The sequence below is a fragment of the Pseudomonas sp. UBA5568 genome (assembly GCF_002425525.1).
Taxonomy (GTDB): domain Bacteria; phylum Pseudomonadota; class Gammaproteobacteria; order Pseudomonadales; family Pseudomonadaceae; genus Aquipseudomonas; species Aquipseudomonas fulva.
Genome location: NZ_DIMK01000012.1, coordinates 1 through 12,058 on the forward strand (window position 1 = coordinate 1; position 12,058 = coordinate 12,058).

Below are 12,058 nucleotides of genomic sequence, written 5' to 3' on the forward strand. Positions count from 1 at the left end.
CCTCCCTCCGCAAGCCCTGCGCTCGGCCTCCTGAAGTCGCGATCTGCGGCGCCTGAGCTACCGCGCACTTAGAAGCAAAAGCAGATGCAAAAGCATGGGCATGGCATGGGCACTAGGATGGAGGCGGGTATACTGCGGGCTTGCCAGCAGCAAGCCCTTGCGCGATGGCCACGCACAGGTCCGTAGTCCGCCGACCAGGCCACCTCCCGCGCTGCAAGCCGAACCACATCCTAATGTCGCGGTCTTCATAAGCGAAGGATCCGCTTCATACCTTGGCCCGGTGGGTTTGCCACCGCGCTTGTGTCATCATGCCCCAACCGCCGGTGAGTCTCCTTATAAGCCCTCTATGAACAGACCCTACGCATTGCTGCTTGCCTTCGCCCTGCTCCAGGGTTGCCAGAGCCTGCCCGCGCACAAGGCCGAGCCGGCTGCCGCCGACGTCGGCAAACCCGAAGCCGAGAAGCCCATGGTGTACGGCTCGTTCAAGCAGGATACGCTCTATAACCTGTTGGTAGCCGAGCTCGCCGGGCAACGCAATCGCTTCGACATCGCCCTGGCCAACTACACCGACGAGGCCGCGCGAACCCAGGACCCAGGCGTCTCCGAGCGCGCCTACCGCATTGCCGAATACCTGGGCGCCGATGAACCGGCGCTGGACAACGCCCTCATCTGGGCGCGCAACGACCCGCAGAACCTCGATGCGCAACGCGCCGCCGCCATCCAGCTGGCCCGCGCAGGCCGCTATGACGATGCCATGGCCTATATGGAAAAAGTCCTGCAAGGCCAGGGCGATACCCATTTCGATTTTCTGGCCCTGTCGGCTGCCGAAACCGACCAGAGCACACGCGACGGTCTGCTACAAAGCTTCGAACGCCTGTTGGCCAAGTACCCCGACAACGGTCAGTTGATCTTCGGCAAGGCCTTGCTGCTGAACCAGGACGGCAAAGCCGAAGAGGCGCTTGAGCTGCTCGAATCGCACGCGCCACAAAACGGCGAAATCGCACCCATCCTGCTGCGCGCTCGCTTGCTGCAAGCCCTGGACCGTGGCCCTGAAGCCCTCCCCCTGCTGCGCAAGGCGATTCGCGACAACCCCGACGACAAGCGCCTGCGGCTCACCTATGCCCGGACCTTGGTCGAACAGGACCGCATTGCCGACGCCAAGGGTGAATTCGTCAGCCTGGTCCAGCAGTATCCCGAGGACGATGAGCTGCGCTATTCCCTGGCGCTGGTGTGCCTTGAGAACAAGGAGTGGGACGAAGCCGAAGGCTACCTGCAGGAGTTGGTCGAACGCGACAGCAACACCGATGCCGCGCACTTGAACCTTGGCCGTATCCGCGAAGAGCGCCACGACCCGGCAGGTGCCCTGCGCCAATACGCCCTGGTAGGGCCAGGGCCCGATTACCTGGCCGCGCAACTGCGCCAGGCCGACATCCTGATCGCCAACGGCCGCGGCACCGAAGCCTCTCGCCTGTTGGCCGAAGCCCGCGAGGCCCAGCCCGACTACGCGATTCAGCTTTTCCTGATCGAATCGGAAAGCTATAGCAACAACAACAAGGACGCCCAGGCCAGCCAGGTGCTGCAACAAGCCATCCAGCGCTACCCGGACGACCTCAACCTGCTCTACACCCGTGCCATGCTCGCCGAAAAGCGCGATGACCTTGCTCAGATGGAAAAGGACCTGCGCGCCATCATTGCCCGCGAGCCGGAAAACGCCATGGCCCTGAATGCCCTTGGTTATACCCTGGCCGACCGCACCACCCGCTACGCCGAAGCCCAGGCCCTGATCGACAAGGCTCATCAGCTGACCCCGGACGATCCGGCGGTGCTCGATAGCCTGGGCTGGGTGAACTATCGCCTGGGCAACCTCGACAAAGCAGAGGATTACCTGCGCCAGGCCTTCGCCAGCTTCCCCGACCATGAAGTCGCCGCCCACCTGGGCGAGGTGCTCTGGGCCAACGGCAAGCGGCGCGAAGCCCGCCAAGTGTGGGCCAAGGGCTTCGAAGCCCAGGCCGACAGCCCTGTGCTGCGCAAGACCCTCCTACGCCTGACCGGATCCGAGACCCTTTAAGACCATGCTATTGCGCCACTTCGTTACCTTCACCCTCATCGCCCTCCTGGCCGGCTGCGCCGGCATCGGCAGCCGCGAGGCCCTGCAGGGCCACGGCGACCCGCAGCAGTGGCGTGCCCACAAACAGCAGTTGAGCAGCCTCGACGGCTGGCAGATCAACGGCAAGGTGGGCATCCGTGCCCCACGCGACTCAGGCAGTGGCACCCTGTTCTGGCTGCAGCGCCAGGACTATTTCGACATTCGCCTGGCCGGGCCACTGGGCCGTGGGGCCGCACGCCTGACCGGCCGGCCTGACGCCGTGGTGCTGGAAGTGGCTAACCAGGGCCGCTACGAAGCCACCAGCCCCGAAGCGCTGCTGGAAGAACAACTGGGTTGGAAGCTGCCCGTTTCCCACCTGGTCTGGTGGGTGCGCGGCCTGCCAGCACCGGATACCAAGAGCAAGCTGACCCTCGACGGCGACAGCCGCCTGGCCAGCCTCGAACAGGACGGCTGGCAGGTCGAGTACCTGAGCTATGCCGAGCACAACGGTTACTGGCTGCCCGAACGCCTCAAGCTACACGGCAAGGACCTGGACGTGACCCTGGTGGTCAAGGACTGGCAGCCCCGCCAGCTAGGACACTGAGTCGATGCAAGCGCTCACCCTGCCCGCGCCGGCCAAGCTGAACCTGTGGCTGCACATCATTGGCCGCCGTGCCGATGGCTACCACGAACTCGAAACGGTCTTCCAGTTTCTCGACCACGGTGACGAGCTGAGCTTCGCCGTGCGGGAAGACGGTGTCATCCGCCTGCACAGCGACCTCGATACCGTGCCCCATGACAGCAACCTGATCGTGCGTGCCGCTCGCCAGCTGCAGGCGCAATCGGGCACGCCCCTGGGCGCGGACATCTGGCTGAACAAGGTGCTGCCGATGGGCGGCGGCATCGGCGGCGGCAGCTCGGATGCCGCCACCACCCTGCTTGGCCTTGCTCACTTGTGGCAGCTGGAGTGGGATGAAGATCGCCTGGCTGCCCTGGGCCTCGGCCTGGGTGCCGATGTCCCGGTATTCGTGCGCGGGCATGCCGCCTTTGCCCAGGGGGTGGGCGAACAGCTCACGCCGGTCGATCCGGAACAGCCGTGGTATGTGGTGCTGGTTCCGCAAGTGTCTGTAAGCACAGCAGAAATTTTTTCACATCCGCAGTTGACACGTGATTCTCTCCCCCTTAAGATGCGCCCCGTTCCCAAGGGAAACAGTCGAAATGACTGCCAACCGGTGGTAGAGCAGAATTACCCGGAAGTTCGCAACGCGCTGAATTCGCTGGGGAAGTTCACAGAGGCTCGACTAACCGGAACTGGAAGTTGTGTGTTTGGGGCCTTCCCAAGCAAAGCCGAAGCTGATAAAGTTCTGGCCCTTCTTTCAGCGACCCAAACAGGGTTTGTGGCGAAAGGAAGCAATATTTCGATGTTGCATCGCAAGCTGCAAAGTCTGGTCAAGAAGTCGAGTGCCTAGCGCTCGCAGCAACAGATACAGGGGCGTCGCCAAGCGGTAAGGCAGCAGGTTTTGATCCTGCCATGCGTTGGTTCGAATCCAGCCGCCCCTGCCATTTTCCTTATACTCATCCAGGTATACCCTCAGCCTTCAGGTACTGCGCGTGTCCAAGATGATGGTCTTTACGGGGAACGCTAACCCCGATCTGGCTCGGCGTGTCGTACGTCAGCTGCATATCCCTCTCGGTGACGTCTCTGTCGGTAAATTCTCCGACGGCGAAATCAGCACTGAGATCAATGAAAATGTCCGCGGTAAAGACGTCTTCATTATTCAGCCGACCTGTGCACCGACCAACGATAACCTGATGGAACTGGTAGTGATGGCCGACGCCTTCCGCCGCTCCTCAGCTTCCCGAATCACCGCCGTGATTCCTTACTTCGGATACGCCCGCCAGGACCGCCGTCCGCGTTCGGCACGTGTAGCCATCAGCGCCAAAGTCGTCGCTGACATGCTCACTGTCGTGGGTATCGACCGTGTACTCACCGTCGACCTGCACGCTGACCAGATCCAGGGTTTCTTCGATATCCCGGTCGACAACATCTACGGCTCGCCCGTACTGGTCGACGATATCGAAGACCAGCGCTTCGAGAACCTGATGATCGTCTCCCCGGACATCGGTGGTGTCGTGCGCGCACGCGCTGTCGCCAAGTCCCTGGGTGTCGACCTGGGTATCATCGACAAACGCCGTGAAAAGGCCAATCACTCCGAAGTGATGCACATCATCGGCGACGTCGAAGGGCGCACCTGCATCCTGGTAGACGACATGGTCGACACCGCCGGCACCCTGTGCCATGCGGCCAAAGCCCTGAAAGAGCACGGCGCTGCCAAGGTTTACGCCTATTGCACGCACCCTGTCCTGTCGGGCCGCGCGATCGAGAACATCGAGAAGTCGGTATTGGACGAGCTGGTGGTGACCAACACCGTTCCACTGTCCGCCGCTGCTCAAGCCTGTGACCGTATCCGCCAGTTGGATATCGCACCGGTTGTCGCCGAAGCGGTTCGCCGCATCAGCAACGAAGAATCGATCAGCGCGATGTTCCGCTAAGCGGAACGCACGCTGACGAAAAGCGCCCCGCCCCAGCACATCCGCTGGGGCGGGGCTTTTTTGCCATCCCCGTTGGCGCTGGTCGCAAACGCCCTCGGGGGGCTATTTTGGAGAAACAAAATGACTGATTTCAATCTGAACGCCCAAGTGCGTACTGACCTGGGGAAAGGTGCGAGCCGCCGCCTGCGTCACTCCGCCAGCATCCCAGCCGTAGTCTACGGTGGTGATAAAGAAGCTCAATCCCTGACCATCGTGGCCAAGGAAATCACCAAGCTGTTCGAAAACGAAGCTGCCTTCAGCCACGTCATCGAACTGAACGTTGACGGCGTCAAGCAGAACGTCATCATCAAGGCCATGCAGCGCCACCCGGCCAAGCAGTTCATCATGCACGCCGACTTCATCCGCGTCGTTGCTGGCCAGAAACTGACCGCCAAGGTACCGGTTCACTTCATCAACGAAGAAGGCCCGGTCAAGAAAGGCGGCGAAATTTCGCACGTTGAGTCGGAGCTGGAAGTTTCCTGCGAAGCCAAAGACCTGCCTGAGTTCATCGAGGTCGACCTGGCCAATGCTGAAATCGGCACCATCATCCACCTGTCGGACCTGAAAGCGCCGAAAGGCGTAGAGTTCGTCGCTCTGGCCCACGGTGATGACAAAGCAGTTGCCAACGTTCACGCCCCACGCGTGTCCGCTGAAGCTGAGGAAGAAGGCGCTGCCGAGTAATCCACTCGCACGCCGGCGTTGATCGGGTTACAGTGCCGCGCGCCCTGTAACCCACCAACTCCAAGGAAGAGCCCCTGACGTGACCGCCATCCAGTTGATCGTCGGCCTGGGTAACCCCGGCCCCGAATACGAACAGACCCGGCATAACGCAGGGGCTCTTTTCGTTGAACGCATTGCCAGCGCCCAGCGCATCTCGCTGACCGTTGACAAGAAATATTTCGGCCTGACGGCTAAGTTCAGCCATCAGGGCAACGATGTTCGCCTGCTGATCCCCACCACCTACATGAACCGTAGCGGCCAGTCCGTGGCGGCGTTGGCCAATTTCTTCCGGATCAAGCCGGAGGCCATACTGGTGGCGCATGACGAACTCGACCTGCCTCCCGGCGTTGCCAAGCTCAAGCGCGGCGGCGGCCATGGTGGGCACAACGGCCTGCGCGACATCATCGCGCAGCTCGGCAACCAGAACGACTTCCATCGCCTGCGGCTCGGTATTGGCCATCCAGGCGATGCCAAGCTGGTCTCCAACTTCGTCCTGGGCCGCGCACCGCGTGCCGAGCAGGAGAAGCTCGACGCCAGCATCGACTTTGCCCTCGGTGTGCTGCCGGACGTGCTCGCTGGCGACTTCGCCAAGGCGATGCGCGAGCTGCACAGCCAGAAGGCCTGATTTCCTTTAGAGAGGGGAATACCCATGGGTTTCAATTGCGGCATCGTCGGCCTGCCCAACGTCGGCAAGTCCACCCTGTTCAACGCCCTGACCAAGTCTGGCATCGCGGCAGAGAACTTCCCTTTCTGCACCATCGAGCCGAACAGCGGTATCGTGCCCATGCCCGATGCGCGCCTCAATGCGCTGGCTGAAATCGTCAAGCCCAACCGCATTCTGCCCACCACCATGGAATTCGTCGACATTGCAGGCCTGGTGGCCGGTGCTTCGAAAGGCGAAGGCCTGGGCAACAAGTTCCTCGCCAACATCCGCGAAACCGACGCCATCGCCCACGTGGTGCGCTGCTTCGAAGACGAGAACGTGATTCACGTTTCCAACAGTGTCGATCCCAAGCGCGACATCGAGATCATCGACCTCGAACTGATCTTTGCCGACCTCGACAGCTGCGAAAAGCAGTTGCAGAAAGTGGCCCGCAACGCCAAGGGTGGCGACAAGGAAGCCCTGGCGCAGAAGGCCATTCTGGAACAGCTGATCCCGCACTTCACCGAAGGCAAGCCAGCGCGCAGCCTGATGAAGAACATGAGCGCCGACGATAAGGCCCTGATCCGCAGCTTCCACCTGCTGACCAGCAAGCCGGTGATGTACATCGCCAACGTCGCCGAGGACGGTTTCGAGAGCAACCCGCACCTGGACGTAGTGAAGGCCATCGCCGAAGAAGAAGGCGCTGTGGTCGTACCGGTGTGCAACAAGATCGAAGCGGAAATCGCCGAGCTGGACGACGGTGAGGAAAAGGACATGTTCCTCGAGGCCTTGGGCCTGGAAGAACCTGGCCTGAACCGTGTAATCCGTGCCGGTTACGAGCTGTTGAACCTGCAGACCTACTTCACGGCCGGCGTGCAGGAAGTACGTGCCTGGACCGTGCGCGTAGGCGCCACCGCCCCACAAGCGGCCGGGGTGATCCACACCGACTTCGAGAAAGGCTTCATCCGTGCCGAAGTCGTGGCCTATGACGATTTCATCCAGTACAAGGGTGAGAGCGGCGCCAAGGAAGCCGGCAAGTGGCGTCTGGAAGGCAAGGATTACATCGTCAAAGATGGCGACGTGATGCACTTCCGCTTCAACGTCTGATCCGCTGACAACCACGGCGTAAACAAGCAGGAGCGTTCAGTAGCCCAATCGAGGGCCTGCCGAACGCTCCTGTTTTTATTCAAGCCCGGAAAAAGCAAGAGCATTGCACCGGTGCATTGTGCCTACTCACCTCCCCCAGACCGCTGCTCGCCTGCCAGCATCACCAGCAAGGCGATCACCGTCACTGCGGCACCCAGGTTGTAGAGCATGCCAGCCACAAACCCATGCACATACTGACCGGCCTGAACGAATGAGCCCTCCGCCCCTGGCAGGGCCGCCGCGAAGAAAATCCCAACTACGGCCACCCCCAGCGCCGCACCGACCTGCTGCACGGTTGAGATCACGCCCGAGGCCATGCCCGCTTTCGCTTCGTCAACCAAGGCCAGCACCAGGTTGAGCAAAGGGGTCATCACCAACCCCTGGCCCGCCCCCACCACGATCAGTACCGGGATCAGCCGAACGGCTACCAACTGCGCGCCTGCCGTCTGCACCTGGGCAATGAGCAACCCGATCGATAGGGCATACAGCAATGCCCCTGCCACGATGGCACGTATTCCCCAGCGCGCAACCAGCCGCGGGGCAGCGAGCGATGCCAGCACGAAACCAACACTGCAGGGTGCGAAGATGCTGCCGGCCCTGAAGGGATCCAGACCCAGCCCGCTTTGCATCAACAAGGCGAAGCACAGAAAGAAGGAACTGGATGTGGAATAGACCACCAGCACCAGTAGCGCACCCAGTGCAAAGCGACGCTGCGCCAGCAGTTGCATATCCACCAATGGCAAGTTGCCGGTCGCTCGTCGCCGTTCCTGCTGTCGCTTGAACAGCGCGAGCAAGGCCAGTGCCAGGCCGAGCGCGCAGAAACTCCAGGCAGGCCACCCCTGCCCCGGTCCTTCGATCAGCGGCACAAGCAGCAATGCCAGGCCCAGGCTGACCAGCGCCACGCCTGCCCAGTCCAGGTCCGGCCGCTGGGGGGCGCGGCTCTCGGGGATGTAGCGCGCCGCCACGATGGCCAGCAACCCAATAGGCACATTGATCAGAAAGATGCTGCGCCAGCCTGATCCGAACAGGTCAGCATGCACCATCCAGCCGCCCAGCACCTGCCCCGCTATGGCAGCCAGCCCCAGCGTCATTCCCAGCAAGCCGAACGCGCGGCGGCTGTCCTGGGCATCGAAGTTGACCCGGATCGAAGCATAGACCTGAGGGAACAACAGCGCGGCGGCCAGCCCCTGTACAACCCGCGCACTGATCAGAAAAGCAGCACTGGGCGCCAGGCCGCATAACGCCGATGCCACGGTAAACCCTGCCATACCGACGATGAACAACCGGCGACGGCCAAATACGTCCCCCAAGCGCCCCCCGGTAATGAGCAACACGCCGAACGCCAGCTCATAGCCGGCCACGATGAAACCGATTTGCGCGAAGCTTGCGTTCAACCCGGTCTGCAGACTCGGGATGGCGACGTTGACCACGAACAGGTCGAAGATCGTCACGAAGCCTGCCAGCAAAAGTACCGACAGACCTACCCACGGCGGGCTTCCAAGGCGATGTGTAGGCGTTAACGGGAGAGGAGTATTGGCGTTCATCGTGCCTTTCCAGAATTTAGACACAGGCATTCTGGGATGGCCCGTAACCCATTACAATTTAACCGTTTATGCTATTACTCAAAGCAACGAGACACGCCATGCGAACGCTGCAACGTACACGATCCGATCTGGCCGACTTCCTGCGCTCGCGGCGCGAGCGCCTGTCGCCCGAGGACGTCGGTTTGCCAAGCGGCGGCCGCCGGCGCACACCTGGGCTTCGACGCGAAGAGGTTGCCGCGCTCGCGGGTGTCGGACTGACCTGGTACACCTGGCTGGAGCAGGGCCGCGACATCGGCGTGTCGGCCAGTTTTCTGGACAACCTGGCGCGGGTATTGAAACTCGATGCCGCTGAGCGTCGCCATCTGTTCCTGTTGGCACACGCCCGTCCACCCGCTGAACCAGGCAAGACCTGGTGTGTCTTGCCGTCGCTGGTACGGCGTTTGATGCACGACCTGCCGCACGCGGCCTTCGTCCTCAACCTGCGCTGGGATGTGCTGGGGTTCAATGGGCCGGCCGACGCACTGTTCGGGTTCGCCGCGCACCCGCCTGAGCGGCGCAATCTGCTCTGGCTGCTGTTCACCGACCCAACAGTGCATGGGCGCTTGCACGACTGGGACAGCCAGGCCCCGCTGATGCTGGCAAGCTTTCGCCGCGACTTTGCCCGGGCCACGCGAGAGGCCGATATCCACGCGTTGGTGGACGAACTGGAGCACGTCTCGCCAGCCTTCAAGGCCGGCTGGCGCACCCACGACGTGCACGCGCCCTTCAGCGGTGTGCGCCAACTGGTCATTGATGGACAGGCCCAGCCGTTCGAGCATACCTCGCTGACCGTCGATGAAGACCGGCACCTTCGGCTGGTGGTGTACGCACGTCAAGATGGGCTGCCAGGCAGCCCATAGGTCACGCGTCTTTTTCAGCGTCGTCCAGGCGTTGCCCGTCCTGCAGCAGCACCATGCTCTGCGGCGCCGACAGGGCGATACCTTCATCGCGCAGGCGCCCCAGTATGGTGAACAGCAGGTCACTGCGGGCCCCGCCCACCAACCGCGGTCCTGCCACATAACCGCTGACGCCAATTACCATGCCCGCATTGGTCAGGTCCTTGAACGACACCGATGGCGCCGGTGCTTCGAGGATGGCCTCGTGCTCCTGGAAGGCGGTCAGCAGCAGCTCACGGACCCGGTTGGCGTCAGTGTCCAGGGGCAAGGTCAGGGTAATACCGACCACACCCAGGGCATTACCCATGGTCACGTTGCGCACGTTCTGGGAGATGAACTGCGAGTTGGGCACGATCACAGTGGAGCGGTCCGACATCTGGATCTCGGTGGCGCGCACATTGATACGACGGATATCTCCCTCGACACCCGCCAAGCTCACCCAGTCGCCCACCTTGACCGGGCGTTCGGTGAGCAGGATCAGGCCGGAGATGAAGTTCTGCACGATCTGCTGCAGACCGAAACCAATACCGACCGACAAGGCACTCACCACCCAGGTCAGGCTGGTGAGGTTGATGTGCAGGGTCGACATCACCAGCATGGCCAGGAAGAGGAAGCCCAGGTAACCCACCAGGGTGACCAGCGAGGCGCGCATGCCGGCGTCCATGTCGGTTTCCGGCAGCAGGCGTTCACTCAACCAGCGCTTGACCACACGAATGGCCAGCATCCCGCCAGCCAGGATGCCGAGGGCCAGCACGATGTCCTGGGGCACGATGTTCAGGTTGCCGAGCAGCTTGCCGCCCGTGCCGTCCCAGTCCCCCAAGCTCAGCAACAGTTCACTGGGGCTGGTGCCCGACGGCATCAAAGTCAGCAGCAGGGCCAGGATCACCACGACGGTGCGGCCAATGCCGGCCAGCACCGTGCTCGCCTGCGCCTGGTGCCGTGGTGCCAGGCCCAGCGTGGACGCCAGCGCCAGGCCACCCGGTTGGCGAGGCGAGAGCAGCATTTCGCACAGATCACTCAGGAACGTCGTGAGCAAGTAGGCGCACGTGACGACCAGGCTGACCCACAGCAGCTTGGCGGTCAGGTAATAGGCCAGGGTCAGGTAGCCGGTGATCAGTGATAGCAGGATCGCAGCCAGCCACACCACCATCACGAACGGGATCAAACCGGCCAGGCCCGTTGCCCGGTCAATACCATGCCGACGCCGAGCACGGCGGTAGGCCATCAGGGCGCCGGCGAAAATCAACGCCACCACCAGAGCGGTAAGGCCATTGACCGCTACGGTCAGGGCCAGGCTGACGCCGATCACACTGTTGACCCGCTCCAGGGTCATCATCACCATCAAGGCCAGTGCCAGCACCTTGGGGAACCAGCCCAGGGCCTCGGCCACTTCATCCGCAATCGCCGGCAAACGCCAGGAGGGGCGCTGCAACATCAACAATGCCCGGCCAAGGCCGGTAATGAAGGCGCTGAACACCACCAGGGCAAGGATGTGGTCGGTCAGGCTGGCCAGGTCCGAACCCAGTTGCGCACTGCTTTCAACGCCCCAGCGCAGCAACGATACCGAGCCGGCAATGGTGCCCAGGGTCGCCAGGCTTACGCCCACGGCCAAGGCACTGCGACGCAAGCGCCCCTCTGGCAACCAGCGCACCATGGACCTGGCCAACAGCCGCTCCAGCAACCCTCGCACCAGGGTCCATACCAGGATCGAGGCGATCAGGCTGGCGAAGAAGAGCCAGCGGTGTTCGGCGCTCAGGGCACTGTCGAGCGCATCCGTGATCTCGCCACGCAGGTCATGCAGCCGTGCCACGTCGTCCTGGGTCGGGCGAATCATGCTCTGCCAGAACGCAGGGCTCAACGGCGACGCTGCCCGGCTGGATATCTGCGAGTTGAACAGGCTGCGGCGCAGGTTGACGATCTGCGTGGACAGGTCCCGCGCCGACTGGGTTAGCTTAGTGGCCTGGTCCTGCTGGGCCATCAGGGTTTTCTTCTCGGCCTCCAGCGCCTTGCGCTGCTGGGTCAAGGGCGCAGGCTCGTCCGGCTGCGCCGGGCCGATGACTTTCAACTGGTCATCCACCTTCTGCGCATCGGCTGCACGCTGGGTGCTCAAGGCATCGGCCTGGCGCTGGACCTGCACGGCCGCCATGCGCAATTGCGCCAGCAGGTCATCGTTGGCGTCACTGGTGACGCCCTGGCGAATCTGGTCCAGCCGGTCGCTGAGCTGGTCAACGGTCGCGGTTTCGTCCAGTGCCGGTGCGTCGGCGGCAGCCTGCGCCGTCGCCGCAGGGGCCGGCGCCGACCAGGCTGGGTTGGACGCTGCCACGATCAGCGCCAGCAACAGCATCAGGCTGTGACTAAAGCGGGCAAGGCTGACACGCCTCATCGAACATTC

Annotated in this window: 10 protein-coding genes and 1 tRNA gene; 9 read left to right on the forward strand and 2 right to left on the reverse strand. The window is 62.6% G+C overall.

All coding sequences use genetic code 11. From position 1 onward, the window contains the following. Window positions 1-346: 346 nt before the first annotated feature. The 8 genes from B2S33_RS03540 (at window position 347) to ychF (ending at window position 7,148) form a co-directional block, all read left to right on the forward strand. A complete protein-coding gene (locus B2S33_RS03540; protein ID WP_027915449.1) occupies window positions 347-2,068 on the forward strand; it encodes a tetratricopeptide repeat protein in 1,722 nt (573 codons plus the stop codon). Between the two features lie 4 nt (window positions 2,069-2,072). After that, entirely contained in the window at window positions 2,073-2,690 is a 618-nt protein-coding gene (gene lolB / locus B2S33_RS03545) for a lipoprotein insertase outer membrane protein LolB (protein WP_023533208.1), read from the forward strand. A gap of 4 nt (window positions 2,691-2,694) precedes the next feature. Beyond that, window positions 2,695-3,555: a 4-(cytidine 5'-diphospho)-2-C-methyl-D-erythritol kinase gene (gene ispE, locus B2S33_RS03550; RefSeq protein WP_049695427.1), complete on the forward strand. Its 861-nt coding sequence runs from the start codon at window positions 2,695-2,697 to the stop codon at window positions 3,553-3,555. A 19-nt stretch (window positions 3,556-3,574) separates the two neighbouring features. Then, a tRNA-Gln gene (locus B2S33_RS03555) sits at window positions 3,575-3,649 on the forward strand. 48 nt (window positions 3,650-3,697) lie between these two features. Next, window positions 3,698-4,639: a ribose-phosphate pyrophosphokinase gene (locus tag B2S33_RS03560; RefSeq protein WP_003247410.1), complete on the forward strand. Its 942-nt coding sequence runs from the start codon at window positions 3,698-3,700 to the stop codon at window positions 4,637-4,639. A gap of 120 nt (window positions 4,640-4,759) precedes the next feature. Beyond that, window positions 4,760-5,359, forward strand: coding sequence for a 50S ribosomal protein L25/general stress protein Ctc (locus B2S33_RS03565; RefSeq protein ID WP_027915451.1), 600 nt, complete (start codon window positions 4,760-4,762; stop codon window positions 5,357-5,359). A 79-nt stretch (window positions 5,360-5,438) separates the two neighbouring features. Then, on the forward strand, window positions 5,439-6,023 hold the full coding sequence (gene pth, locus B2S33_RS03570) for an aminoacyl-tRNA hydrolase (RefSeq protein WP_027915452.1): 585 nt from the start codon (window positions 5,439-5,441) through the stop codon (window positions 6,021-6,023). 24 nt (window positions 6,024-6,047) lie between these two features. After that, on the forward strand, window positions 6,048-7,148 hold the full coding sequence (gene ychF / locus B2S33_RS03575) for a redox-regulated ATPase YchF (protein ID WP_280076977.1): 1,101 nt from the start codon (window positions 6,048-6,050) through the stop codon (window positions 7,146-7,148). A gap of 122 nt (window positions 7,149-7,270) precedes the next feature. On the opposite strand, the gene B2S33_RS03580 is transcribed toward ychF, so the two are convergent. Beyond that, the gene (locus B2S33_RS03580; protein ID WP_280076978.1) at window positions 7,271-8,731 is read right to left on the reverse strand and encodes an MFS transporter; all 1,461 of its coding nucleotides are present in this window, start codon (window positions 8,729-8,731) and stop codon (window positions 7,271-7,273) included. Window positions 8,732-8,829: 98 nt separating this feature from the next. Here B2S33_RS03580 and B2S33_RS03585 point away from each other — a divergent pair, with 98 nt between their 5' ends. Beyond that, window positions 8,830-9,630, forward strand: a complete 801-nt coding sequence (locus B2S33_RS03585) for a helix-turn-helix transcriptional regulator (RefSeq protein WP_280076979.1) — start codon at window positions 8,830-8,832, stop codon at window positions 9,628-9,630. A gap of 1 nt (window position 9,631) precedes the next feature. Here B2S33_RS03585 and B2S33_RS03590 read toward each other — a convergent pair whose 3' ends face one another. Continuing rightward, complete coding sequence (locus B2S33_RS03590) at window positions 9,632-12,049, reverse strand: DUF3772 domain-containing protein (protein ID WP_049695424.1); 2,418 nt, start codon at window positions 12,047-12,049, stop codon at window positions 9,632-9,634. Window positions 12,050-12,058 lie beyond the last annotated feature (9 nt).

What these genes read in the sequence shown, in the direction of transcription:
- B2S33_RS03540 (WP_027915449.1), top strand. Translation starts at nt 347, where the DNA reads ATGAACAGACCCTACGCATTGCTGCTTGCCTTCGCCCTGCTCCAGGGT.
- lolB (WP_023533208.1), top strand. Translation starts at nt 2,073, where the DNA reads ATGCTATTGCGCCACTTCGTTACCTTCACCCTCATCGCCCTCCTGGCC.
- ispE (WP_049695427.1), top strand. Translation starts at nt 2,695, where the DNA reads ATGCAAGCGCTCACCCTGCCCGCGCCGGCCAAGCTGAACCTGTGGCTG.
- B2S33_RS03565 (WP_027915451.1), top strand. Translation starts at nt 4,760, where the DNA reads ATGACTGATTTCAATCTGAACGCCCAAGTGCGTACTGACCTGGGGAAA.
- ychF (WP_280076977.1), top strand. Translation starts at nt 6,048, where the DNA reads ATGGGTTTCAATTGCGGCATCGTCGGCCTGCCCAACGTCGGCAAGTCC.
- B2S33_RS03580 (WP_280076978.1), bottom strand. Translation starts at nt 8,731, where the DNA reads ATGAACGCCAATACTCCTCTCCCGTTAACGCCTACACATCGCCTTGGA.
- B2S33_RS03585 (WP_280076979.1), top strand. Translation starts at nt 8,830, where the DNA reads ATGCGAACGCTGCAACGTACACGATCCGATCTGGCCGACTTCCTGCGC.
- B2S33_RS03590 (WP_049695424.1), bottom strand. Translation starts at nt 12,049, where the DNA reads ATGAGGCGTGTCAGCCTTGCCCGCTTTAGTCACAGCCTGATGCTGTTG.